This is a genomic window from Pseudonocardia sp., from assembly GCF_035305885.1.
GTDB lineage: Bacteria > Actinomycetota > Actinomycetes > Mycobacteriales > Pseudonocardiaceae > Pseudonocardia.
On the sequence record NZ_DATGOP010000059.1, the window covers coordinates 25314 to 47881 of the forward strand.

The window sequence follows — 22568 nt, forward strand, 5'->3', positions numbered from 1 at the left end:
CTCGTACCCGCTCAGGCCTTCACCGCGATCCCGCCGTCGGGGTGCACCACGCCACCGGTGATGCCCCGCGCGCGGGCGGAGGCGAGGAACACGTAGCTCCACGCCTGGTCCTCGCTCGACAGGGCGACCTGCAGCGGCACCCGCGCCGCGAGCTCCGCCTCGCGGTTGGGCGTGGCGCCGAGGCTGCGGGTGTCGAGCCCGAGGCTGCGCAGCCCGCGCAGATCGGTGCCGACGGTGCCGCCGGGCGCGACGCCGTTGACGCGGATGTCGGGCGCCAGCTCGTGGGCGAGCGCGGTGACCAGCCCGCGCACGGCGAACTTCGACGACACGTACAGCACCCCGCCGCGGCCCGGGTAGTAGGCCGAGGTCGACTCGGTGAGCACGACACTCCCCCGGCTCTCCCGCAGCGCGGGCAGCGCCGCCTTCACCGCGTGCAGCTGGCTCTTCACGTTCACCGCGAACATCTCGTCGAACGCGTCGTCGATCAGGTCCGCGTCGAGCTCGCCGATCCCGCGGTAGAAGTCGAACACCCCGACGCAGTTGACCAGCACGTCCAGCCCGCCGAACGCGGACACCGCCGCGGCGACCGCCGCCTCGTTGGCGGCTCGGGTCGTCGCGTCGCCCGCGACGACGGGGACCTCGGGCAGGTCGGCGGCGAGCTTCTCGCACTTCGCGGCGTCCCGTTCCAGCACGGCGACGCGGGCCCCCTCGGCGCGGAACGCGGTGACCACCGCTCGCCCGATCCCGGAACCGGCCCCGACGACGAGCGCCCTGCGCCCGTCGAGCCACCCGCTCACTCGTCGTCCTCCGGCACGAGCGGGCTGTAGGGGTTGCCGATCATCGCCGAGAACGTCGCCGGGTTCTGCCAGGTCAGCGCCTCGACCTCGAGGGGGCACAGCGCCACCCACTGGCCGGACTTCGGCGACTCGACGAACAGCCGCGCACCGTTGCGGGTCTCCACCCGGCAGACCCGCACCTCGGCGAACTCGTTGCCGATCACGATCGCCTCGCCGGTCTGGTGGGCGAGCAGCTCGCGGCGCTCGGCGGCGGCCCTGGCCGCGGCGCGGGCGTCGGTGTCCTCGCCCTCGAAGCGCAGTTCCTCGGAGCTCACAGGAAGATCGCCAGGTTCTGGGTGCGCAGCACCGCGTCGTCCACCATGATCGTGCGCCGGGCGAGCAGCCAGCCGCCGCCCCGGGCGCGGCGCAGCAGGTCCTCCCGCCCCGCGGAGATGACCGCCGCCTCGCGGACGTCGCCGCGGCTGCGGTAGAGCAGCACGGCCGAGTCGACGACGAGGTGGTCCGGGTCGTCGGTGGCGAACGTCCGGACGTTCGTCACGTGGTGGCGAAGCCGCGACGGCGGGTCCTCGGTCCAGGCGTGCTCGGTGCGGAACCGGGCGACGCGCCGCGACAGCGAGTACTTGTTCTCGTCGAAGTGCGCCATGCCCGGCGAGGTGTCGTACCCCGCGCCGAGCGCCGTGGTGACGCGCACCGGCATCAGGTAGTGGACGTCGTCGGCCAGCAGGTCGAGCCACTCGTCGTAGCGCTGGGCGTCGAGCAGGTAGGCCTCCTCCACGAGCCAGTGGTGGGCCTGCAGGTGCCGCTCGTCGGAGAACGGGAGGGAGCGGCCGGCGCGCTGGATCCGGGAGGCGTGCCCGCCCAGCGGCGACCCGACTGCGCGGGTGCCAGTCGTGTTCGTCGGGGCCGTCATGCCGACACCGCCTTCGTGGCGTTCTGCGCCGCGGCGCCGCCGACCTCGACCTGGGCGAGCTTCTCGACGGGGCGTTCCAGGTGGTCGGCCCAGCGGGCGAGCAGGTGGCGCTGGTTGTGCTCGCCGTAGCCGACGAACGCCTCCCCCGGGCCGGCGAACCGGTCCGCCGGCAGCGGCGGCACCACGGTCGTGCCGTCCTCGAGCAGGCCCATGCGGCTGTTGAGCAGCAGCCGCCGCGCCATCGAGCCGGCCGCGGTGCTCGTCAGCGACACCCAGTTCTCGACGTCGTCCTGCTCGAACATCCCGGTGGACCCGAAGCACATCAGGTAGGCCTTGTACGACAGGGCCTTGAACTCCTCCGGCGCCTCGGCGTCCACCGCGAACCAGGACAGCACCTCGGTCTCGTCCGGGCCGACCGGCTGCCAGGTGCGGATCGAGATGAACGGCAGCACGTCCTCGGAGTCCTCGACCCGCGGCCAGTTGTGGACGAGGCTCAGGTTCGGGAAGACCGACGCCGCCGAGACCATGAACCCGTCGCGGCCGATGACGTCGAGCTGGGCCTGCGACCACTGCCGCTTCATCTTCTCGATCATCACGTCGGGGTAGCCGACGTAGCGCAGCCGCTCCTCCAGCGAGCCCGGGGGCAGCTTGTAGGTGGTGCCGCCGCCGTTGCCCGCCCAGTACGTGCAGCCGTCCTTGCGCTTCTCCGCCTTCGGCTCCCGGAACAGCCCGATCTCCACGACGCTCGTGTGGGTCTGCGGCGTGTGGTACATGTCGCCGGCGAAGTTCTCCGCGCCGATCTTCCAGTTCGCCTTGACCCGCCAGCGCTGCGGGCCGCGCAGCTCGATCCCGCTCTCCGACTGGCGCGTGTAGTAGTCCAGGTAGAACGCGAAGTCACCGAGGTAGTCCCGCAGCGGCGGCGCGTCCGGGTCGAGGCTGACGAAGATCAGCCCGTTGTAGGTGTCCAGCGCCGGCGCGGGCAGCAGGGTCTGGCCCTTCCGCCGGAATCCCGCCTCGCCGCCGTAGGCGTCCTTGTGGAACGGCAGCCCGACGAGCCGCCCGTCGTTGCGGTACGACCAGCCGTGGTAGGGGCAGCGGAAGTGCGAGGCGTTGCCCATCTCCGCGCGGCACACCTGCATGCCCCGGTGCAGGCACATGTTGAACAGCGCCCGGACCTCGCCGTCCTCGCCGCGGGCGACGATGAACGAGTCCTCCAGCACGCGCCGCACCACGTAGTCCCCCGGCTGCGGGATCTCCGAGGTGTGCCCCACGAACACCCACGCGCGACCGAACAACCGCTCGCGCTCCAGCCGGAAGATCTCCTCGTCGTTGTAGATGTGCGCCGGGATCATCCCGCGCCGCACGTCCCCCAGGACGAGGTCCAGATCGGTCATCCTGCCGCCCTTCCTCGGCGCTTCTCTGCTCTACAGAGACCATCTCCTCGTCTTAGAATCACCGCCTCGCACACCCGTTGTCAACACGGGCCCGAGGTTTGACCGACGACCGGCAGGCGGTTAGCGTCCTCTGCTCAACAGAAGATCATTCCGCTACCGGGAGAGCCATGGCGACGCCGACGGACGAGACGATCGCGAGCGCAGCGGCCTCGGTCGCAGCACGGGAGTGGCACCTGCACGTCGGCGGGCGGGCCCGCCCGGCCACCGGCGGCCGCACCTACGACGTCGAGTGCCCCGCCACCGAGACGACCCTCGCCGTGGCGCCGGACGCGAGCGCCGAGGACGTCGACGCGGCCGTGCGGTCGGCCGCGGACGCCGCCGTGGCGTGGCGGTCGGTCGACGTGCGGGAGCGCGGACGGCGGCTGCGGGCCCTGGCCGACGCGGTGCGCGCGCACGCCGACGAGCTCGCGCTGCTGGACGCGCTGGACTCGGGCAACCCCGTGAGCGCGATGCGCAACGACGTGGCGTGGGGCGCCGACGTGCTGGACCTGTTCGCCGACCAGGCCGCCCACCTCGGCGGCGCGACGATCCCGGCGTCGGTGGGGAACCTGCACTACACGCGGCGGGCCCCGTTCGGGGTGGTAGCCCGCATCGTGCCGTTCAACCACCCGGTCTTCTTCGCCGCCTCGAAGGTCGCCGCGCCGCTGATGGCGGGCAACGCCGTGGTGCTCAAACCGTCCGACACCACCCCGCTCTCGGCGCTCCGGTTGGCCGAGCTCGCCGCGGACGTGCTGCCGCCCGGCGTGCTCTCGGTGGTCACGAGCGGCGGACCGGCGGCGGCGAGCGCGCTGGTGCGCCACCCGCTCGTCCGGCGCATCGGGTTCATCGGCAGCGACCGCGTGGGGCGGATCATCCAGCGCGACGCCGCCGAGGTCGGCGTCAAGGACGTCACCCTCGAGCTCGGGGGCAAGAACGCCCTGGTGGTCTGCCCCGACGCCGACCTCGACGCGGCCGCGGCGGGCATCGTCAACGGGATGAACTTCGCCTGGTCGGCCGGCCAGTCCTGCGGCTCCACGTCGCGGGTGCTGCTGCCCGCCTCGGTCGCGGACGAGGTGCTCCACCGGGTGCTCGAACGGATCGCGGCGATCCGGATCGGGTCGCCGGTCGACCCGGACACGCAGATGGGGCCGCTCGCCTCGCGCGCGCAGTACGAGAAGTCGCTGCGCTACATCGACGTCGCCGCCGACGAGGGTGCGCAGCTGGTCCACGGCGGGCGCCGCCCGGACGGACTCGACCGGGGCTACTACCTGCAACCGACCGTCTTCACCGGGGTGCGGCCGGGCATGCGGATCGCGCAGGAGGAGGTCTTCGGGCCCGTCATGTCCGTGCTCACCTACGCCGACCTGGACGACGCGGTCCGCATCGCCAACGACGTCGCCTACGGCCTCACCGCCAGCATCTGGACCCGCGACGTCTCCACCGCGATCTCGCTCGCCGACCGGCTCGACGCCGGGTACGTGTGGGTCAACGGCTCGTCGCGGCACTTCTGGGGCGTGCCCTTCGGCGGCACGAAGTCCTCCGGCGTCGGCCGCGAGGAGTGCGTCGAGGAGCTGCTCAGCTACACCGAGCTCAAGGCGGTGAACGTCCTTGCCTGAGTCGTCGTCCGGGTCTGCGTCGTCGTCCGGGTCTGCGTCGTCGTCCGGGCGGACCGGCGCCGACCTCGTGGTCGAGTGCCTCGCGGCCGAGGGCGTCACCCACGTGTTCGGGCTGCCCGGCACCACGATCATGGATCTGATCGACTCGCTCGCCCGGCAGGACGGGATCCGGTACCTGTCCACCCGCCACGAGCAGGTCGCGGGCTTCATGGCCGACGGGTTCTCCCGGGCCGGTGGCCCGCTGGGCGTGTGCCTGGCCTCCCGCGGGCCGGGGGCGGCGAACCTCGCCATCGCCGTGCAGAACGCCTACGACGAATCGATCCCGATGCTGGTGCTCATCGGGCAGGTGCCGTCCGCGATCGTCGAACGCCGGTCGTTCGAGGAGATGGACGTCGTGGCCGCGTTCCGGCCCCTGTGCAAGCGGGTCGTCGAGGTCCACCGGCCGGAACGGGTCCCCGAGCTCGTGCAGCGCGCGGTCCGCACGGCCGTGACCGGGCGGCCCGGCCCCGTGGTCGTGTCGCTGCCGCTGGACGTGCTGCAGGCCCCCGCGGCCGCCGCCGCGGCGCCACGGGTCCGCTTCCACGCCCCGGCTCCCGATCCCGGCGGGATCGCCGAGGCCGCGCGGCTGCTCGCCGCCGCCGAGCGGCCCGCGATCATCGTCGGAGGCGGCGCCCGCGACGCCACCGCCCTGCTCGGGCTCGCGGAGGCCGCCGCCGCGCCGATCGTCAGCACGTGGCTGCGCAAGAACGCCGTGCCGAACGGCCACCCCGCGTTCTGCGGCCCGCTCGGCTACGGCGCCCACGACGTGTCCGAGCGGCTCGTCCGCGAGGCGGACGTGATCGTCGCCCTCGGCTGCCGCTTCTCGGAGTTCACCACCCGCCGCTGGACCCTGGTCCCCGGGTCCGCGCAGCTCGTGCACGTCGACGTCGACCCCGACGAGCTCGGCCGGGTGCACCTCCCCCGCGTCGGGCTGGTCTCCGACGCCGCCGCGGCCGCGCGCGCCCTCGCCGCGGCGCTCCCCCCGTTGCTCGCCGACGACCTCGAGCGCGCCGAGCGGCGCGGCAACCGCCGGGCGGCGCTGCGCAAGGAGTACGAGAACGCGGCGGCCCCGCCCTCGACGCCGCCCCGCAGCGGCACGGTGTCGTCGGCCGCGCTCGTGCACGCGGTCCAGGAGCTCGCCGACCGCGACGGGATCGTGCTCGTCCAGGACGTGCACACGTTCGGCCCGTGGGTCGCCCGCCACCTGGCCGTCGAGCGGCCCGCGAGCTACTACGCCTCCGCGGGCGGTGCCATGGCATGGGGCTTCCCCGCCGCGATGGGCATGGCACTGGCCCGGCCCGACCAGCGGGTGGTGGCGATCAGCGGCGACGGCAGCTTCTGGATGGTGGCCCAGGACCTCGAGACCTGCGTGCGCGAACGCATCCCCGTCGTCAACCTCATCGTCAACAACTTCGCCTACGGCAACACCCGCGACCGGCAGCGCACCGCCCACGGCGGCCGCTACCACGGCGTCTTCCTCGACAACCCCGACTTCGCCGCCTACGCCCGCCTGCTCGGCGCCCACGGCGTCCGCGTCACGGACGACGCGGACCTGCGCGCCGCCATCGCCGAGGCCATCGCCCAGCCCGGGCCCAGCGTCGTGGACGTCGTACAGGACCCCATGGAGGGCCTGCCGCCGGGGCTCACCCCGCCCGCGGCGCGATGACCCGGCCCCCGGCGGCCGGTGCGCCGCTGCCGGTCACGGTCCTGGTCTCCCGTACCGCGCGCGAGCCGGACGCGCTCACCGCGTGGGCCGACGACCTGTGCCGGGACGCGGCGCGCATGCCCGGCCACCTGGCCGCGCACGTCGACCGGACCGAGGTGGCCGGGCGCACCGTCGTGCGGGTCGGCGTGACGTTCGCGAGCGCGCAGGACCTCGCCCGGTGGGAGCGCAGCGCCGAGCGCGCCCACCGGCTCGCCGAGGTCGACGCGATCACCGACGGCCCGCCGGTCGCGCTGTCGGTCGACGACCTCGAACGGTGGGGCGTCTCCTGCGCCCGCGGGCGGGCGCCGTCGCGGCTGCGGACGGCCGTCCGCATCTGGATCGCGCTGTTCCCGCCGGCGCTGCTGGTGAACGCGCTGGTGCTGCCCGGTCTCGCCGGCTGGCCGGTGGCGGTCCGCACCCTCCTGCTGACGCTCGTGCTGGTGCCCGTCGTCGTCTACCTGACGTTGCCGCTGGTCCTGCGGCTCACGGGCGGCGGCTCCCGCTGACCACCGGTCAGTGCAGCAGCAGCGAGGCGCGCTCGACGGTGGCGCGCATGAGCTCCGCGATCCGCTTCACGTCGGCGCGGCCCATGCGCCCGACCGGGACCGCGGTGTTGAAGGCCAGCCGCAGCGTGGACCGCTCGACCGGGAAGGCCACCGAGACCGACGAGACCCCCTCCTCGCTCTCCTCCGCGCTCGTGGCGTAGCCGCGCTTGCGGATCGCGGCGACCTCCTTCTCCAGCTGCGAGCGGCTGCGGATGGACCGCGGGGTGAGCCCGGGGAGCTCCTCCTGCGGGTAGAGCTGGTGGAGCTGTTCGGTCGGCAGCTGGGCGAGCATCGCCTTCCCGCTCGACGTGCAGTGGGCCGGCATGGACTGGCCGAGCCGCGAGGCCACCCGGACCGCGCGCGGGCTCTCGATCGCGTCGATGAACCGCACCGTCGCCCCGTCGAGCACGGCCATGTGGACCGTCTCGGTGGTCTCCTTGTTCAGCTCCTCCAGGAACGGGTGCAGGGTCTGGCGCACGTCGAAGCGCTGGATGATGGAGAACGCCACCCCGGTCAGCGCGGTGCCCGGCAGGTAGGCCTTGGACCGGCGCTCCTGCCGGACGAACCCCCGGTACTGCAGCATCGCGAGCAACCGGTGCGCCGTCGACGACGCCACGCCCAGGTAGTCGGCCACCTCCGTGAGCCGCAGCTCGCTGCGCTCCCCCAGCAGCAGGAGGATCTTCAGGGCGTTGTCCACCGACTCGATCGGGTACTGCGGCCGCGGGCCGGTGGGGACGATCGGCGCCAGCCCCGAGGATTTCTCCATAGCAGAAATGCTAGCTGCCTTGAGCAGGTTGGCCCCGCGTGACCCGCGGGGGCGGCTCCCCGCCGCCCCACGGGCCGATCGTCTCCCGGGACGCCGCGACGACGCGGGCGACCGCCCCGTCGAGCATGCACGGCGCGATCCTCGGCTACCGGGCCGAGATCGCCCGATCCGACGCGCTCATCGCCCGCTACGCGCTCGACGATCCGCCCCTGGTGACGCCCGACGAGCTGCCCGGGGAGATCACGACGGTGCGCGACGTCGTGCTCCACGTCATCGAGGAGGTCGCCCGGCACGTCGGGCACCTGGACATCGCCCGCGAGCTCCTCGACGGCGCGACCGGCCTCGGCCCCCGGTAGCCGACCCCGGGCGGGCGACGCGACCCCCGCTCAGTGGGTGATGTACTCGCGGCAGCCCGTCTCGATCATCAGCGGCTTGACCATCTCCCGCAGCATCCCGGCGAGCGGCAGCGAGAGCCCGACCTCGTCGGCCATCGCCGAGATGATCTTCATGTCCTTGTGGGACCACGGGAACCGATCGATCTTGCCGTAGTAGTTGAGGAACTGGTTCATCCCGCTCGAGCGGAGCAGGGCCGAGATCAGCGTCTCGGTGTCGACGCCGAACTCCGACGCGAGGGCGATGGCCTCGCGGTCGGCGATCGCGGCCGCCCAGAGGAGCAGGTTGTTCATCGCCTTGCCGACCATCCCGGTCCCGACCGGGCCCAGGTGGAAGATCTCCTTCCCGCACGGCTCCAGCGCGGGCCGGACGGCGTCGAGCGTCTCGCCGTCGCCGCCGACGAACCACAGGAGGTCCCCGTCGTGGGCGCCCGCCTCACCCCGGGCCACCGGGGCGTCGAGGAACCGCATGCCCGCCGACGCGCACTCCGCCCCGAACGCGCGGGCGTCGCTCGGGCTGATCGTGCTGCTCACGACGACGACCGTGCCCGGTGCCGCGCCCGCGAGCACCCCGTCGGCCCCGGTGAGGGCGGCCTGCACCTGCTTCGTCGTCCCCGGCATCAGGAAGACCACGTCGCAGCCCTCGGCCGCGGCGGCCGCGGAGTCGCACGTCGCGACCCCGTGGGACCGGGCGACGTCGCCCGCGTGCGGGTCCGGGTCGTACCCCCGCACCCGGTAGCCCGCCTGCCGGAGGTGCCGGGTCATCGGCTGGCCCATCCGGCCGAGCCCCACGAAACCGATCACCGACGTGGACGGGGAGGTCGTCGTCGACCGCTGCATGGTCTGCCCTTCGAGTCGCGCGGGAGCGGGGGGTTCACGGCCGCGCTACCGCGGCATGGCGTTGACGTGGACGAACTTCGGCTGGGTGTAGCTGTAGAGCTCCTCGATGCCCTCTTCCCGGCCGATCCCGCTGTTCTTGAACCCGCCGAACGAGGTCCCGGGGAAGTGGATCGACACCCCGTTCACCCAGATGTAGCCCGCCTCGATGCGGCGGACCGTGTCGAGCGCGGTGGCGAGGTCGCGGGTCCACACCGAGGCCGTGAGCCCGTACTCGACGTCGTTCGCCAACGCGACCGCCTCGTCGGGGGTCGACCAGCGCACGATCGACAGGATGGGCCCGAACACCTCTTCCCGGAACAGCCGCATCTCGGGCGTCACGTCGGCGAACACGGTGGGCTCGACCCAGTATCCCGACGGGAACGCCTCGCCGCGCAGGCTGTGACCCCCCGCGACCAGCCTGGCGCCGTCCTGCTCGGCGTGGTCGATGTAGCGCAGCACCTTCTCGTACTGGGCCTTCGAGTTGACCGGCCCCATGTCCGACGCCGGGTCCCGGGGGTCGCCGACCTTCAGACCGGACACGATCTCGGCGACCCGCGCGACCCCCTCGTCGTAGATGCTCTCGTGCAGCAGCAGCCGGCTCTGCGAGCCGCACGACTGCCCGGCCCAGTTGAAGTTCATCCCGCGGACGGCCGCGGGCAGCGCCGCGTCCAGGTCGGCGTCCGGGAACACGATCATGGGGTTCTTCCCGCCGAGCTCGAGCGTGAGCGACTTGACGGCGACCTCGGCGGCGGCCCGTTGCACGGCCAGCCCCGTGGGCACGGAGCCGGTGAAGGCGATCCGCCGGATCCGCGGCTCGCGGACCAGGGCCTCCCCCGCGGTCGAACCGAGGCCGGTCACGATGTTGACCACGCCGGGTGGCAGGACCTGCTGGCAGATCTCCCCCAGCACGCAGGCCGAGAGCGGCGACTGCTCCGACGGTTTGATGACCATCGTGTTGCCCGCCGCCAGCGGGGCCGCCATCTTGCCGGCGGCGAAGAAGATCGGGTGGTTGAAGGGGACGATCCGGCCGACGACGCCGAACGGCTCGCGCATCGAGAAGTGCAGGCCGTGCGCGGTCGCCGGAACCGTCTCGCCCTTCAGCTCACCGGCGAGTGCGGCGTAGTACTCGAGGCTCTCCGCCGCCGCGGCGATGTCGAGCTTCAGCTTGCGGATCGTGTTGCCCGAGTCGCGGATCTCGAGGTCGACGATCCGGTCGCTCTCCGCCCGCAGGGCCGAGGCCACCTCCTTGAGCAGCGAGCCCCGCTCCTGGGCGGACAGGGCGGCCCAGGCCGGGGCCGCCCTGTCCGCGGCGTCGGCCGCGGCGGCGACGTCGGCCGCCTTGCCCGCAGGCACCCGGCCGATGACCTCCTCCGTGGCGGGGTTCACCGACTCCAGGTGCTCGCCGTCCACGGCTTCGGTCAGCTTGCCGTCGATCAGCATGCGGCCGTGGAAGAACTCAGCCATCACGTCTCGCTTTCTCGTGTCAATCCGTGGACGGCGCGGTGCTCACGCCTGCGGGTGCGGTTCGCGAAGGCCCGCCTCGACCATCAGCGGGACGACCTTCTCGTTGAACTCGGCGAGGCCCTGACCCATGTCGACCCACCCCAGGGCGATCCCGTCGTAGCCGAGCTCGTGGTAGGTGACGAGCTTCTCGGTGATCTGCTCCGCGGTGCCCACCAGGGGCATCCCGCCCCACCCGGCGACCTTGGCGCGGGCCATCTGCAGGTGGTACTCGGGCGTGAAGGTCTGGCTCCCGCCGGCGAGCGACGCGCGGATCTGGTTCTTCGCCGCCTCGATGTCGCCCATCTCGTCGACGTACCAGTTGAAGTAGCGCCACGCCTCCTTCTCGGTGTCGGCCAGCACGACCGGGGCGTAGGTGAGCCGCCCGCCCCGCACGCCGAGCTCGCGCGCCCGCTCGTCGGTGCGCTGCGCGACGCCGCGCATGAACTCGATGTCCGGCCCGCCCTGGAACGAGAAGTCGGCCCGCGTCAGGGCGAAATCCAGGCCCACCTTGGAGGTGCCCGCGGACACGATCAGCGGCCTCGGGCGCTGGACCGGCTTCGGCTGGAGGTAGCCGCGGCGGACCGTGTAGAACCGGCCCTCCCAGTCCAGCTCCTCGTCCTCGGACCACAGCCGCTCGGCGATCGTGAGCCACTCCTCCGCGGCCGCGTAGCGGTCGTCGTGGGCGTGCTGGTCGATGCCGAACATGCCGAACTCGATGGCGTTGTTGCCGGCGACCACGTTGAGCCCCACCCGGCCCGCGCTGATCGCGTCGATCGTGGCGGTCATCTTCGCGGCCAGCATCGGGTGGTAGACGGGGATGTGGCACGTCACGAAGAGGTGGATGCGCTTCGTCAGGGCCGCCATCCCCGCCGCCCACGTGAACGTCTCGTACTGCTCGGCGTTGGCGTTGAACCGGCCCCCGTGCCCGCGCCAGCGGCCGAGGGAGAGCAGGAACTCCCAGCCCGCCTCGTCCGCGGCCTGCGCGACGGCCACGGTGTCCGGCCACGACAGCTTGTTCGGCGCCGCCTCGGACATCACCATTCCGCCGCTGATGTTGAGGCAGAATATCCCGAGCTTCATCTTGTTCGCGCCGTACATCGCCGAGGTCGGCTCGACGGCTGCGCTGCCCTTGGGGTTCTCCAGCTCGACACCCATCCCGTTCCTCCTGACTGCCGACCCGACGCCTCGACGTCGAACCGCATCCCTCGCCGTTTTCCCTCGGTCCGGAACTACCCGACCAGTGTTTTCGTGCTCACCGTGGCCCGAATCTCGAACTGGACGTGCTGTTCGACGCCCAGCTTGCCGGTGCCGCCGTTCTCCTCCCCCCACACGACGGTCACTTCCTTGCCGTCGACGGCGGTTTCCTGGTCCACCATGGCCAACGAGAAGAAACCGCCGACGTTGACCGTGTAGCCGCACAGCGTCGAGATCCCCACGAGCTCGTCGTGCGCCAGCACCTGGTCGAACTGCACCCGCGCGTAGCGGCTCAGCGGGTAGTCGAGGAATTTCGCCCCCGTCCCGCGGGGGTCGAACAGGCTGCTGCGGATGACGCGGGTGACGTCGTCGTCGTTCCACCGCAGCCACACCTTGCGGCTGTGCGGCTCGTCCTTGACCGCCTCGAGCGCCTCGCGACCGATGAAGTCGTGGTCGAACTTCAGGATGTGGCCGTAGTCCATGTCCCACGGCGTCCGGTAGTAGTCCTCCAGGTCGTCGGATGCGAAGCTGCCGCCGATGGAGAACTTGGCCTCGTAGCCGTCGCCCGGGAGCCATTCGCGGTAGGCCTTCATCCGCTCGTCCGTGTAGATCGCCGGCACCGGCTGGGACAGGTAGCCGGACTCGATGCCGGAGCTGTAGTACGCGAGGGCGCCCCCGCGCACGAGCCCGAACTCCTCCCCGGCGGTGAGCAGCGCCTCGAGGCAGCGCTGCGCGTCCTCCACCGGGCCCCAGATCTCCAGGCCCATGTTGTCGTCGCCGGGCGCGCCCGCCATGGTGTGCTTCAGCGCGCGGACCGGCGCCCCACCGAGGGTGAACTCCGACATGCCGAAGAACTTCATCTCCGGCAGCGGCCCACCGTGGGCCTTCTCCAGGATGTTCTTCGCGAGCGGGCCCTCGATCTCGTAGCGGTAGGTGCGCCGCGGCGCGTCGCTGTCGGCGGTGCGGCGGTCCCAGGTGATCTCGACGTCGTAGCCGCCGATCTCCGCCTGGTACTGCACCCAGTTGGCGCACGCGCTCGGACCGACGAGGCTGACCTCGCCGTCCTCCAGCCCGAACAGCACGCAGGTGCCGATCAGGTTGCCGTCGTACCCGCAGACCATGAACTGCTTCGCCTTGTTCCGGCCAAATTTAGCAAAACTGTTGATCCCGGTGTCGGACAGCAGGCGGACGACGTCCGGACCCTTGATGTAGGTCTCGTTCATGTGGTTCGACTGGTCGAACAGCACCGCCGTCTGCATCCACGCGGCCTGCTCGTCGCGCCAGTTCGAATGCTGCCGGGCGTAGGCGAGGCTGAACAGCTTGTGCGGGCCGTTCCGGAGCATGTCGACCGGCTTGTCGTACCGCTCCAGCCTCGCCTGCAGGCTCTCGTGGGCCATCGTCCGTCCTTCCGTTCTTCTGGGCTGCGGAACGCCCGGCGATTCGAGGTCGGGGGATCTTTCGGAAATGCATCCGCGCTCGCGACCGACTGGCGGCGGCTGCCTGCAGATCGCCTCCGACGATAAATTAGACAGGCGCGCCTGTCAATATCCCGGAATGCCCGCTCCGAAGGCCCTCGTGGGTGGCCACCGACCCCGACCGGCCGCTGCTCGTTCTGCCCATCGCGTCCTCTCGTCGTTGAGATCGCACGTTCACCACTCGCGGGAAGTCAGACGAAGACCGTGCCTCCGTCGGCGGCCAGCACCTGCCCCGTGATCTCGCGGGACCCGTCGCCGAGGAGGAAGGCCACGACCTCGGCGACCGCCTCGGGCCGGGTCCGCCCCGGGATCAGGCGGAGATCGTCCTCGTCACCGGCCACCCGATCCGCGGGCACGGTGCCGGCCTCGACCTGTTCGAGCATGCCCTCGGTCGCCATGAGGCCCGGCGCGACGGCGTTGACCCGGATCGCGTGGACCCCCAGCACCATGGCCAGCGACCGGGTGAGGCCGATGACCGCGCCCTTGGAGGCCGTGTAGGCGATCCCGCGCGCGTGGCCGCGGTAGAAGGTCGGGCTGGCGACGTTGACGATCGCCCCGCCCCGACCGTGGCCGCGCATCGAGAGCGCCGCCGCCCGGCTGCACAGGAAGGTCCCGGTCGCGTTCACCTCGAGGGTGCGCCGCCACGTGTCGGAGGTCATCACGTCCCAGTCGGCCAGCGGGAAGATGCCGGCGTTGTTGACCAGCCCGTCGAGCCCGCCCGCGGCGTCCAGTTCGGCGAACAGCCGGTCGACGGCGGCCTCGTCGGTGACGTCCACCGTCCGCCTTCCCCTCGCGGGAACCTCGTCGGGCACCGGGGTGACGTCGATGGCCCAGACCTCGCTGCCGGCGCCGTGGAGCACCTCCGCGATGGCCCGGCCGAGACCGCGGGCCGCCCCGGTGACGAGGACCCGTCCCATCACTTCTCCTCGGCGAGCCTGCGGTAGTAGCGGTACGTCGCGAGCACGCCCGACCGTCCGCCGGCCGAGCCACGGGGCCGGCTCTCGTCCAACGGGGTGGAGTACGCCGCGATGTCCTCGTCCGAGATGACCCGCGGCTCGCCCAGCAGGTACGCCTTGTAGGTCATGGTCGTGAGCTCGTTGAGCTGCAGGGTCCGCACGACCGCGTCCTCGACGCCGGTCCCGCGGACGGCGACCCCGTGCCCGCGCAGGAGGGTGTGGTCCCCGTCGCCCATGAAGTCGGCGAGCTCGGCACCGAGCTCGTCGTTCTCGATGCGACAGCTCCTCGGGTAGACGGGGACGCCCGCGATCGCCATCTGGACCCCCAGGCCGTAGGAGCCGTAGAAGGGCCGGATCGGTTTGTCGCACATGGTCAGCAGGACGGCCGTCTCCGGGTGGACGTGCACCACGCTGCGGGTCGCGGGCTTGCCCTTGTAGAGCCAGATGTGGAGGAAGCTCTCGCTGGGCGCCCGCAGCCCCGGGCGGCCGGACACGACGTTGGCGTCGAAGTCGACCTTGATGATGTCGTCGACCTCGGTGTAGCGCAGGCCGGACTCGTCGGGCCCCTTCCCCTTGATCAGCATGGTGCGCTCGTCGAGCCGGTAGCTCACGTGGCCGAACGAGTAGTGCGTCAGCTCGAGCCGCCCGAGGATGCGGCACGCCTCGGCCACGAGCTCGGCCGCGGCCTCCTCGGTCGGGGTCTCGTCGGTGGAACCGCTCATCGTGGGTCTCCCGTGGAGTAGGGCGCAGGCGCGACGATGGCACGCACCGACGTCTGGCGGTGCTCTTCCACGCGGGGTTTGCGCGAGCCGCCGTCCGGCTCACCCCACCGGACCGTCACCTCGGTGCCGGGCGTCGCGTGCTCCGCGTCGACGATCGCCAGCGACAGGGCCTTGCGCTCGTTGGCCGAGTAACCGCAGAAGGTGGACTGGCCGATCAGGCGCCCCGCGGGGTCGCGCACCTCGTCGCGGTGCATGAGCACCCCGTAGTCGGCGATCGGCAGGTCGAAGAACTTGTAGGGCACGCCCGGCTCGAACAGCGACGCGAAGATGCGCAGGACGTCGTGGGTGTCCCAGACCAGGGTGACGCGCCGTCTCGGCGGGGACGCGGCGATGTGCTCCAGGGCCTCCCGCCCGATGAAGTCGTGGTCGAACTTGACGATGTGGCCGTACCCGAGGTCGTACGGGGTGGAGTAGTAGTCCTCGATGTCGTCGGGGCGGTAGCTGCCCGCGAGCTGGAACCGCCCCTCCCAGCTGTCGGCGGGGAGCCATTCGCGGTAGCCGCGCAGCTCCTCCCCGGTGTAGATCGCCGGGAGCGGGTAGGCGATCCACCCCGATTCGTAGCTGCTGGTGAAGTACGCCTTCAGCCCGCCCTGGCGCAGGCCGTGCGGGGCGCCCGCCTCGAGGATCGCGGCGCGGACGGCCTCCCGCTGGTCGTAGGGGCCGGAGATCTCGAACCCCTGGCCCCGGCCCGCCATCCCGTGGCGGAGCACCAGCACCTCGACGCCGGCGATCGTCGCGGAGGCGGTCCGGAAGAAGCGGATGTCGGGGGGCTCGCCCGCCACGACCGCGTCGAAGATCTCGCCGGCGCGCGGGCCGTCGAGCTGGAAGCGGAACCGCTCGCGGCGCCCGGTCGGGTTGTCGGCGGTGTTGTTGTCCCGCCGCACCGTCACGTCCCAGCCGCCCGCCCCGGCCTGGTACTCGATCCAGTTGAGCAGCGGCATGCTGCTGACGAGCTCGTAGGTGCCGTCCGGCAGGGCGTAGAGGATGCAATCGCCGATGACGTGCCCCGACGGGCTGCACCCGATGAACTGCTTGGCGACCCCCGGCCCGAGGTTGGCCAGGCTGTTGACGCCGATGCGGCTCAGCAGCCGGACGGCGTCCGGGCCGGAGAGGAACAGCTCGGGCATGTGGTGGGACTGGTCGAACAGCACGGCGGTCTCGCGCCACGCCCGCTGCTCGTCCCGCCAGTTCGAGAACTCGGCGGGGACCGGGATCAGGTCGGCGCGGGTGCGGATGCTCGGTCCGGGCGTGTCGTGGTAGAGGTGGTCGACCAGCTTCGGGACGGAGTCGATCAGGTCCTGCAGGGACGGCCCGCGCTTCTCGTCAGTGGTCATCAGGAGCTCCGAGGGAGATCGGGTCGGGGGTCGCGGACGTCGACCGGCTCCTGGTCAGCGCCCTCCCGAGGACGAGGAGCACACCGGCGAGCACCGCGAAGCCGCCCATCACGGCCGCCACGGTCGGCCGCGTCGCCCCGGCGGCGAAGAGCGTGCCCGCGAGCGCCGGGGCGAGCGCGCTCCCGACCCGACCGACCCCCAGGACCACGCCGGTACCCGTGGCGCGCAACGGGGCTGGGAACGCCTCCGCCGCCGTGACCAGCAGCCCCACCGTCGCCGCCGCGACGCCGCCGCCCGCGAGCACCGCGACCACCACGACGAGCGCAGGCGCCGCGGGCACGAGCCCGAAGGCGACGACGGCGAACCCGAGGCCGAGGATCGACACCACCGCGAGGGCGTGACCGGACACGCGGCGCGACACGACCCCGAACACCACGCACGCGAACGCACCCGCCAGGCTGCTCGCGCTCGAGACCGTCGCCGCCGCCGACGGGTCGAGGCCCAGGCCGACCAGCATCGACGGCTGCCAGCTCAGGAAGAAGTAGATCGTCATGTACATCAGCAGGCTGATGACGCAGACGACGAGCGTGACCGGGAGCTGGCGGCCGCGGACGATTTCCCGGTAGGGCGCGCGCCGGTCCTCGTCGACGGGGGGCAGCGCGGGCAGGTCGGCGTGGCCGAACCGGCGCAGCACCGCGTTCACCCGGATCAGGCTGTCGTGCCGCCGCCGGGTCAGCAGGAACGCGAGCGACTCCGGCAGCTGCGCGGCGGCGAAGGGGAGCACGAGCAGCGTGAGCAGCGCACCGAGGGCGAACACCGACTGCCAGTCGAAGTACCGCAGCAGGACGGCCGACGCCGCCCCGCCGAGCGCCCCGCCGAGCGGGTAGCCGACCGACATCATCGCGACGGCGAAGGAGCGGGTTCGCCGGTTGGCGACCTCGACGGCGATCGGGTTGATCACCACCATCATCGCGCCGATGCCGACGCCGGTGAGCAGCCGAACCGCCACCAGCGGGGCCAGCGCCGTGCACAGGGCCGACAGGCCCATGCCGGCGACCATGATGCCGAGGCAGGTCAGCGCGATCGGCCGCCTCCCGAACACGTCGGCCAGCGGGGCGAGGGCGACCGACCCGATCAGGGCGCCCAGCAGGCCCGCCGACAGCAGCAGGCCGATCGCGGCGCTGTCGACCTCGAAGGACCTGGCCAGCACGGGCGCCACGAACGTCACCGACAACAGGTCGAACCCGTCGAGCGCGGAGATGACCCCGGTCAGGCCGATGACCCTGCGCTGCGCACGCGACATGGGAGAGTCGAGCAGGAGGGCCCGCGGGTCGGGGGAACCGTGGGCCGGGCGGCGGACTCCGTCGGGGGGTTGATCGCTCATGGCGCACTCCATCGGGCACGGCGAGGTGGGGAGGGATCGTCACAAGGTCCGCACTGGACAGCTCGCACCGGACAGCTCTGTCAGCTCTTGAACACAAGTCAATCTAGCTGCCGACGCCGAAAAGTCAATGCCTGCGAAGTGAGCTGGGACGAGCCGCCACGATCCGCGGCCGGGCACACCCGAGCGAGGCTCGACTCAGGTTCAAGAGATGCCGGATGCGCCCGTACGACACCGTCACGCCCCGGTTCCCGCAGCATCCCCCGGTCCGCGGTGGCGAGCACGGCCGTCTTGCAGACGATCTCCTCCTGCTCGGCGACGGGATCCGAAGCCCAGGTGATGCCCGCGCCCGTCCCGTACCTCGCCACCCGGGTCCGGCGGTCGACGACCGCGGTCCGGATGGCGACGGCGAAGCGGGCCCGGGCCGGCTCGCCGGGAGCGATGTGGCCGATGCACCCGCAGTACACCCCGCGCGGCCGCCGCTCGAGCTCCCGGACGAGCCGCATCGCCGCGATCTTCGGCGCACCGGTCACGGATCCGGACGGGAAGACCGCAGCGAAGAGCTCGACCAGCGACACGTCCGGCCGGAGCCTCGCCCGCACGTCGGACGTCATCTGCAGGACCGTGCCGTAGCGCTCGACGCGCAGCAGTTCCGACACCCGCACGCTGCCGATCTCACCCACCCGCGCGACGTCGTTGCGGATGAGGTCGACGATCATGACGTTCTCCGCCCGTTCCTTCGGGTCGGCCCGCAGGGCCGCGACGCGCGCCCGGTCCTCCCGCGCGTCGCGGCCTCGCCGCGCGGTCCCCTTCATGGGGGTGAACAGGACGTCCGGCCCACGGCGCTCGAAGAACAGCTCGGGGCTGGCGCTCACGACCACGTGCGTGCCGATGTCGAGGTAGGCGTTGTGGGCGCCGCCCTGCGCGCACGCGAGGTCCCGGTAGAACGCGCGGAGATCGCCGTCGACGCGTCCCGCCACCGCCGCCGTCAGGTTGCACTGGTACACCTCGCCGGTGGCGATCCGCTGCCGCACCCGCTCGACGTCGGCCCGGTACTCCGCGGGGACCCGGTCCGGTCGCCAGGTCGCGGACACCGGCCCGGCAGCGGGGCGGGCCCCCACGGGCGCGACCCGGACCGGATCGGCGCAGAGGGCGAACCAGGCGACGGGCGGGTCGTCGGCCGACTGCGGCCGTGCGACCAGGCGGGGGTCCAGCCCCGGCGCGGCCTCGTAGGCGAGGTACCCGACCGCCCACTCGCCCCCGGCCGTGGCGCGTTCGGCCTGCTCGAGGACCCGCGGGACCGCTTCGGGAGCACGGGCGGCGAGGATCCGCCGGGGGCGGCGGAAGGCGATCGCCCGTCCCGAGCGGAGGTCGTCGAAGCGGGCCCAGACCCGGCTCACGTCGGGCCGCCGGTTCGCCCCGTGCGCGCCTCGGACAGCCGCGCGGCGACGCGGACGGCCTGCCGGGTCGCCGCGACGTCGTGGACCCGCACGACGGCGGCACCTGCCGCGGCCGCCATCGCCGCCACCGCCGCGCCGGCGGCGTCGCGGTCCCGGGGTGGCGGGGCAGGCCCGTCGCAGGCGAGGGCCGCGCCGAGGAAGGACTTGCGGGACGCGCCGACCAGCAAGGGCCTGCCCAGGGTGGCCAGCTCGTCCAGGCACGCGAGGAGCCGCCAGTCGTGCGCCGGCCGCTTCGCGAAGCCAAGCCCCGGATCGAGCACGATCAGCTCCGGGTCCACGCCCGCGGCGGTGACGGCGTCGAGGCGGCGGCCGAGCTCCTCCCGCACCTCGGCCACGACGTCGCCGTAGCGGGCGTGCCGCCGCATCTCGGCGCTGGGCGCCCGCCAGTGCATGACGACGTACGGGACCGCCAGCGCGGCGACGAGCTCCACCATCGTCTCGTCGGCCAGCCCGCCGCTGACGTCGTTCACCACGCGCGCGCCCGCCGCGACCGCCTCGGCGGCGACCGCCGCCTTGGTGGTGTCGACGCTCACCGGCACCCCGTGCTCCGCCAGCGCCCGCACGACCGGGACGACCCGGGCCAGCTCGACGTCGACCGGGACCGGTGCCGCGCCCGGTCGGGTCGACTCGCCACCGACGTCGACGAGGTCGGCGCCGTCGCGCATCAGCTCCAGCCCGCGAGCGATCGCCGACTCCGGGGCGAGGTGATCTCCGCCGTCCGAGAACGAGTCGGGGGTGACGTTGAGGATCCCCATGACCAGGCAGCGGCCCGGCCACGGCACCCCGAGCACCTCCGCGGGCGGCGCGGGGACCGGGGCGGCCGTCATCCCACGTCGCGGCCCGCCCGGCCGCGGGCGGCGGCGAGGGTGTTGGACAGCAGCATGGCGATCGTCATCGGCCCCACCCCGCCGGGGACGGGCGTGATCAACCCGGCGATCCCGACCGCGGCGTCGAAGTCGACGTCGCCGCGCAGGCCGTTCCCGTCCCTGTGGATCCCCACGTCGATCACCGTGGCGCCGGGCCGGATCGCGTCGGCCCCGACGAGGCCCGGCACCCCGGCCGCGACGACGAGGACGTCGGCGCGCCGGCAGACCGCGGCCAGGTCGGCGGTCCGGGAGTGGGCGATCGTCACGGTCGCGTCCCGGCCGAGCAGCAGCTGGGCCATGGGCCTCCCGACGAGGTCGGACCGGCCGACGACGACCGCTTCGGCCCCGCGCAGGTCCACCTCGTACTCGTCGAGCAGCCGGATCACGCCGGCCGGGGTGCAGGGCCGCAGCCCGGGCCTGCCCTGGGCGAGCAAGCCCGCGTTGACGGTGGTGAGGCCGTCGACGTCCTTCTCGGCCGGGATCCGCGCCACGAGCCTGCCGGCGTCGAGGTGCGCGGGCAGCGGCAGCTGGACCAGGATCCCGTCCACGGCGGGGTCGGCGGCGAGGGAGTCCACGAGCGCCTCGGCCTCGGCCTGCGTGGCCTCGGCGGGCAGGTGCCGGTGCAGGTCGAGCATGCCCGCCGCGACGCACGACTTCCGCTTGTTCCGCACGTAGACCTCGGATGCGGGGTCGTCGCCGATCAGGACGGTGGCGAGCCCCGGGCGTCGCCCCGTCTCGGCGTGGAAACGCGCGGTTCCGGCCGCCACCTCCTCGCGCACGGTCCGAGCCACCCGCCGCCCGTCGACGAGTCGGCCCGTCGAACCCGCGTCGGCGCGCAGCTGGGTACCCGTCGAGATCACCACGGAAGCTCACATCCTCGAAGCCGGGGGCAGGGGTGGACGGCAGGGTCGATCGAATGCGTACGAACTATCTGGCCGAGACGGTAGGGCTCGACATCACGCACCGTCAAGGCTCTCTTGACTCCGAGCCAGAAGTCACTAGCGTGTCGGAGCGGAAGGTTCGTACATGGCCGATCCCGGTCGGGCGAGGCCTGCCGGAACGACCGGAGGCGCCGGCGCCAGCGGCCCCACCGCGCGGATCGGGACGGGCTCTCCACGGTGGACGCCGCGCCCGCGACCCCCACCCCTGCACATCGTCCGACGAAGGGACAACCATGACCCGCGAGAGCCTCGAGGCGAAGATCCAGCGCATCGGCGACCCGATCCGCATGCTCCGCCACTCCCCCCACGGGCCGTACAAGATGAAGTACCCGCCCGTCCACTCGAACTGGCAGGAGGAACAGCAGGCCATCCGCAAGACGGCGGTGCTGTTCGACCAGTCCCACCACATGACGGACGTCTACTTCCGGGGCCCGGACGTCACGCGTCTGCTGTCGGAGACCGGGACCAACAGCTTCGCCACCTACGGCCGCGACAAGGCCAAGCACATGGTCGTCTGCAACCCCGACGGCCTCATGATCGGCACCGCGGTCCTGTTCGGCCTGGAGAAGGAGGAGGCGGTCCTGGTCGGCCCCGCGGGCGCGGCCAACTGGGTGCAGTACCAGGCCGAGACCGGCGGCTACGACGTGGAGGTCCACCGCGACGAGCGAACGGAGGACAACCCGGGCCGGCGCCGGGTGTTCCGCTACGAGATCGGCGGGCCCCAGGCGTGGAACATCCTGGAGAAGGTCAACGGCGGCCCGATCCCGCCGGTCAAGTTCTTCACGATGACCGAGCTGACCATCGCGGGCCACCCGGTGCGGGGCCTGTTCCACACGGTCATCGGCGATCCCGGCTCCGACTCCAAGGGAATGGAGATCTTCGGGCCGGTCGAGCACGGTCCGGCCGTGCTCGACGCGCTGCTCACCGCGGGCGAGGAGTTCGGGCTCGTCCGCGCGGGCGGGCTCGCGTACTACTCCGGCAGCATCGAGACCGGGTACCCCGCGCAGCCCACGCCCGCGATCTACACCGGGGAATGGCTGAAGGCCTACCGGGAGTGGCTGCCCGGCGACTGGTACGAGGGCAAGCTCTCCGTGGGCGGGAGCTACGCCTCGGACGACGTGGAGGACTACTACGTCTCCCCGTACGACTTCGGCTACGGCCACCTCGTCCGGTTCGACCACGACTTCATCGGCCGGGAGGCGCTCGAGGAGCACGCCACGCGGCCGCACCGCAAGAAGGTGTGGCTGATCTGGAACGACGACGACGTGGTCGACATCTACCGGCGATCGCTGTTCGCCACGAAGGACCGTCCGAAGTACCTCGACACGCCGCTCGGCCGCTACGCGCGCGTGCACCACGACGCCGTGCTCGCCGGCGACCGGCTGGTGGGGATCTCGACGCAATGCACCTACACGGTCAACTTCGGCTCGTGGTTCTCCGCGGCCTTCGTCGACGAGGCCGACGCGAAGGACGGCGCGGACGTGACGCTGCTGTGGGGCGAGGAGAACGGCGGCACCGCGAAGCGCAACGTCGAACCGCACGTCCAGACGCCCATCCGGGCGACCATCAGGACCAGCAGGCCCTGAAGCGGGCC

At 72.5% G+C, this 22568-nt stretch carries 21 protein-coding genes; 5 read left to right on the plus strand and 16 right to left on the minus strand.

Going from position 1 to position 22568, the window contains the following annotated elements; translation table 11 throughout:
* Positions 1–11: 11 nt before the first annotated feature.
* From hcaB to VKZ81_RS11730, 4 genes are read right to left on the minus strand one after another with little or no spacing between them, the layout of a single operon-like run.
* Positions 12–797: a 3-(cis-5,6-dihydroxycyclohexa-1,3-dien-1-yl)propanoate dehydrogenase gene (gene hcaB, locus VKZ81_RS11715; RefSeq protein ID WP_324241524.1), complete on the minus strand. Its 786-nt coding sequence runs from the start codon at positions 795–797 to the stop codon at positions 12–14.
* Positions 794–1111, minus strand: a complete 318-nt coding sequence (locus tag VKZ81_RS11720; protein WP_324241525.1) for a hypothetical protein — start codon at positions 1109–1111, stop codon at positions 794–796. The genes hcaB and VKZ81_RS11720 overlap by 4 nt, the downstream gene beginning before the upstream one ends.
* On the minus strand, positions 1108–1707 hold the full coding sequence (locus VKZ81_RS11725; RefSeq protein WP_324241526.1) for a 3-phenylpropionate/cinnamic acid dioxygenase subunit beta: 600 nt from the start codon (positions 1705–1707) through the stop codon (positions 1108–1110). The genes VKZ81_RS11720 and VKZ81_RS11725 overlap by 4 nt, the downstream gene beginning before the upstream one ends.
* Positions 1704–3101, minus strand: a complete 1398-nt coding sequence (locus VKZ81_RS11730) for a Rieske 2Fe-2S domain-containing protein (RefSeq protein ID WP_324241527.1) — start codon at positions 3099–3101, stop codon at positions 1704–1706. Before VKZ81_RS11730 ends, VKZ81_RS11725 begins: the two co-directional genes overlap by 4 nt.
* Positions 3102–3268: 167 nt before the next feature.
* Here VKZ81_RS11730 and VKZ81_RS11735 point away from each other — a divergent pair, with 167 nt between their 5' ends.
* Genes VKZ81_RS11735 through VKZ81_RS11745 form a run of 3 tightly spaced genes read left to right on the plus strand, consistent with a single transcriptional unit; the run spans position 3269 to position 7006 of the window.
* Positions 3269–4756: an aldehyde dehydrogenase family protein gene (locus VKZ81_RS11735; RefSeq protein ID WP_324241528.1), complete on the plus strand. Its 1488-nt coding sequence runs from the start codon at positions 3269–3271 to the stop codon at positions 4754–4756.
* Positions 4749–6461, plus strand: a complete 1713-nt coding sequence (locus tag VKZ81_RS11740) for a thiamine pyrophosphate-binding protein (RefSeq protein ID WP_324241529.1) — start codon at positions 4749–4751, stop codon at positions 6459–6461. Before VKZ81_RS11735 ends, VKZ81_RS11740 begins: the two co-directional genes overlap by 8 nt.
* Positions 6458–7006 carry a putative antibiotic biosynthesis monooxygenase gene (locus tag VKZ81_RS11745; protein ID WP_324241530.1) on the plus strand — a complete coding sequence of 183 codons (549 nt, stop codon included), beginning with the start codon at positions 6458–6460 and terminating at the stop codon, positions 7004–7006. Before VKZ81_RS11740 ends, VKZ81_RS11745 begins: the two co-directional genes overlap by 4 nt.
* 7 nt (positions 7007–7013) lie before the next feature.
* On the opposite strand, the gene VKZ81_RS11750 is transcribed toward VKZ81_RS11745, so the two are convergent.
* Positions 7014–7811 carry an IclR family transcriptional regulator gene (locus tag VKZ81_RS11750; protein ID WP_324241531.1) on the minus strand — a complete coding sequence of 266 codons (798 nt, stop codon included), beginning with the start codon at positions 7809–7811 and terminating at the stop codon, positions 7014–7016.
* A 38-nt stretch (positions 7812–7849) separates the two neighbouring features.
* Between VKZ81_RS11750 and VKZ81_RS11755 the strand changes: the two genes are divergently transcribed.
* Entirely contained in the window at positions 7850–8167 is a 318-nt protein-coding gene (locus VKZ81_RS11755) for a mycothiol transferase (RefSeq protein WP_324241532.1), read from the plus strand.
* Between the two features lie 30 nt (positions 8168–8197).
* Here VKZ81_RS11755 and VKZ81_RS11760 read toward each other — a convergent pair whose 3' ends face one another.
* The 11 genes from VKZ81_RS11760 to folD form a co-directional block, all read right to left on the minus strand.
* The gene (locus VKZ81_RS11760) at positions 8198–9043 is read right to left on the minus strand and encodes an NAD(P)-dependent oxidoreductase (RefSeq protein ID WP_324241533.1); all 846 of its coding nucleotides are present in this window, start codon (positions 9041–9043) and stop codon (positions 8198–8200) included.
* Positions 9044–9088: 45 nt separating this feature from the next.
* Complete coding sequence (locus VKZ81_RS11765; protein WP_324241534.1) at positions 9089–10546, minus strand: aldehyde dehydrogenase family protein; 1458 nt, start codon at positions 10544–10546, stop codon at positions 9089–9091.
* 42 nt (positions 10547–10588) lie between these two features.
* Positions 10589–11740 carry an LLM class flavin-dependent oxidoreductase gene (locus VKZ81_RS11770; RefSeq protein ID WP_324241535.1) on the minus strand — a complete coding sequence of 384 codons (1152 nt, stop codon included), beginning with the start codon at positions 11738–11740 and terminating at the stop codon, positions 10589–10591.
* Positions 11741–11814: 74 nt separating this feature from the next.
* Positions 11815–13176 carry an aminomethyl transferase family protein gene (locus VKZ81_RS11775; RefSeq protein WP_324241536.1) on the minus strand — a complete coding sequence of 454 codons (1362 nt, stop codon included), beginning with the start codon at positions 13174–13176 and terminating at the stop codon, positions 11815–11817.
* A gap of 269 nt (positions 13177–13445) precedes the next feature.
* The gene (locus VKZ81_RS11780; RefSeq protein WP_324241537.1) at positions 13446–14171 is read right to left on the minus strand and encodes an SDR family NAD(P)-dependent oxidoreductase; all 726 of its coding nucleotides are present in this window, start codon (positions 14169–14171) and stop codon (positions 13446–13448) included.
* Complete coding sequence (locus VKZ81_RS11785; protein ID WP_324241538.1) at positions 14171–14932, minus strand: class II aldolase/adducin family protein; 762 nt, start codon at positions 14930–14932, stop codon at positions 14171–14173. The genes VKZ81_RS11780 and VKZ81_RS11785 overlap by 1 nt, the downstream gene beginning before the upstream one ends.
* Positions 14929–16326, minus strand: a complete 1398-nt coding sequence (locus tag VKZ81_RS11790; RefSeq protein WP_324241539.1) for an aminomethyl transferase family protein — start codon at positions 16324–16326, stop codon at positions 14929–14931. Before VKZ81_RS11790 ends, VKZ81_RS11785 begins: the two co-directional genes overlap by 4 nt.
* The gene (locus tag VKZ81_RS11795) at positions 16316–17710 is read right to left on the minus strand and encodes an MFS transporter (RefSeq protein WP_324241540.1); all 1395 of its coding nucleotides are present in this window, start codon (positions 17708–17710) and stop codon (positions 16316–16318) included. The genes VKZ81_RS11790 and VKZ81_RS11795 overlap by 11 nt, the downstream gene beginning before the upstream one ends.
* A gap of 98 nt (positions 17711–17808) precedes the next feature.
* The gene (locus VKZ81_RS11800) at positions 17809–19107 is read right to left on the minus strand and encodes a chorismate-binding protein (protein WP_324241541.1); all 1299 of its coding nucleotides are present in this window, start codon (positions 19105–19107) and stop codon (positions 17809–17811) included.
* Complete coding sequence (gene folP / locus VKZ81_RS11805) at positions 19104–19994, minus strand: dihydropteroate synthase (RefSeq protein WP_324241542.1); 891 nt, start codon at positions 19992–19994, stop codon at positions 19104–19106. The genes VKZ81_RS11800 and folP overlap by 4 nt, the downstream gene beginning before the upstream one ends.
* Positions 19991–20893: a bifunctional methylenetetrahydrofolate dehydrogenase/methenyltetrahydrofolate cyclohydrolase FolD gene (folD, locus tag VKZ81_RS11810; RefSeq protein WP_324241543.1), complete on the minus strand. Its 903-nt coding sequence runs from the start codon at positions 20891–20893 to the stop codon at positions 19991–19993. The genes folP and folD overlap by 4 nt, the downstream gene beginning before the upstream one ends.
* A 314-nt stretch (positions 20894–21207) precedes the next feature.
* Here folD and VKZ81_RS11815 point away from each other — a divergent pair, with 314 nt between their 5' ends.
* Complete coding sequence (locus VKZ81_RS11815) at positions 21208–22560, plus strand: aminomethyl transferase family protein (RefSeq protein WP_324241544.1); 1353 nt, start codon at positions 21208–21210, stop codon at positions 22558–22560.
* The last annotated feature ends 8 nt before the right edge of the window (positions 22561–22568 follow it).

Bases quoted from the DNA above. Each gene is read 5' to 3' on its own strand.
- VKZ81_RS11725 (WP_324241526.1), bottom strand. From the start codon at position 1,707: ATGACGGCCCCGACGAACACGACTGGCACCCGCGCAGTCGGGTCGCCG.
- VKZ81_RS11730 (WP_324241527.1), bottom strand. From the start codon at position 3,101: ATGACCGATCTGGACCTCGTCCTGGGGGACGTGCGGCGCGGGATGATC.
- VKZ81_RS11735 (WP_324241528.1), top strand. From the start codon at position 3,269: ATGGCGACGCCGACGGACGAGACGATCGCGAGCGCAGCGGCCTCGGTC.
- VKZ81_RS11745 (WP_324241530.1), top strand. From the start codon at position 6,458: ATGACCCGGCCCCCGGCGGCCGGTGCGCCGCTGCCGGTCACGGTCCTG.
- VKZ81_RS11750 (WP_324241531.1), bottom strand. From the start codon at position 7,811: ATGGAGAAATCCTCGGGGCTGGCGCCGATCGTCCCCACCGGCCCGCGG.
- VKZ81_RS11760 (WP_324241533.1), bottom strand. From the start codon at position 9,043: ATGCAGCGGTCGACGACGACCTCCCCGTCCACGTCGGTGATCGGTTTC.
- VKZ81_RS11765 (WP_324241534.1), bottom strand. From the start codon at position 10,546: ATGGCTGAGTTCTTCCACGGCCGCATGCTGATCGACGGCAAGCTGACC.
- VKZ81_RS11770 (WP_324241535.1), bottom strand. From the start codon at position 11,740: ATGGGTGTCGAGCTGGAGAACCCCAAGGGCAGCGCAGCCGTCGAGCCG.
- VKZ81_RS11775 (WP_324241536.1), bottom strand. From the start codon at position 13,176: ATGGCCCACGAGAGCCTGCAGGCGAGGCTGGAGCGGTACGACAAGCCG.
- VKZ81_RS11780 (WP_324241537.1), bottom strand. From the start codon at position 14,171: ATGGGACGGGTCCTCGTCACCGGGGCGGCCCGCGGTCTCGGCCGGGCC.
- VKZ81_RS11785 (WP_324241538.1), bottom strand. From the start codon at position 14,932: ATGAGCGGTTCCACCGACGAGACCCCGACCGAGGAGGCCGCGGCCGAG.
- VKZ81_RS11790 (WP_324241539.1), bottom strand. From the start codon at position 16,326: ATGACCACTGACGAGAAGCGCGGGCCGTCCCTGCAGGACCTGATCGAC.
- VKZ81_RS11795 (WP_324241540.1), bottom strand. From the start codon at position 17,710: ATGAGCGATCAACCCCCCGACGGAGTCCGCCGCCCGGCCCACGGTTCC.
- folP (WP_324241542.1), bottom strand. From the start codon at position 19,994: ATGACGGCCGCCCCGGTCCCCGCGCCGCCCGCGGAGGTGCTCGGGGTG.
- VKZ81_RS11815 (WP_324241544.1), top strand. From the start codon at position 21,208: ATGACCCGCGAGAGCCTCGAGGCGAAGATCCAGCGCATCGGCGACCCG.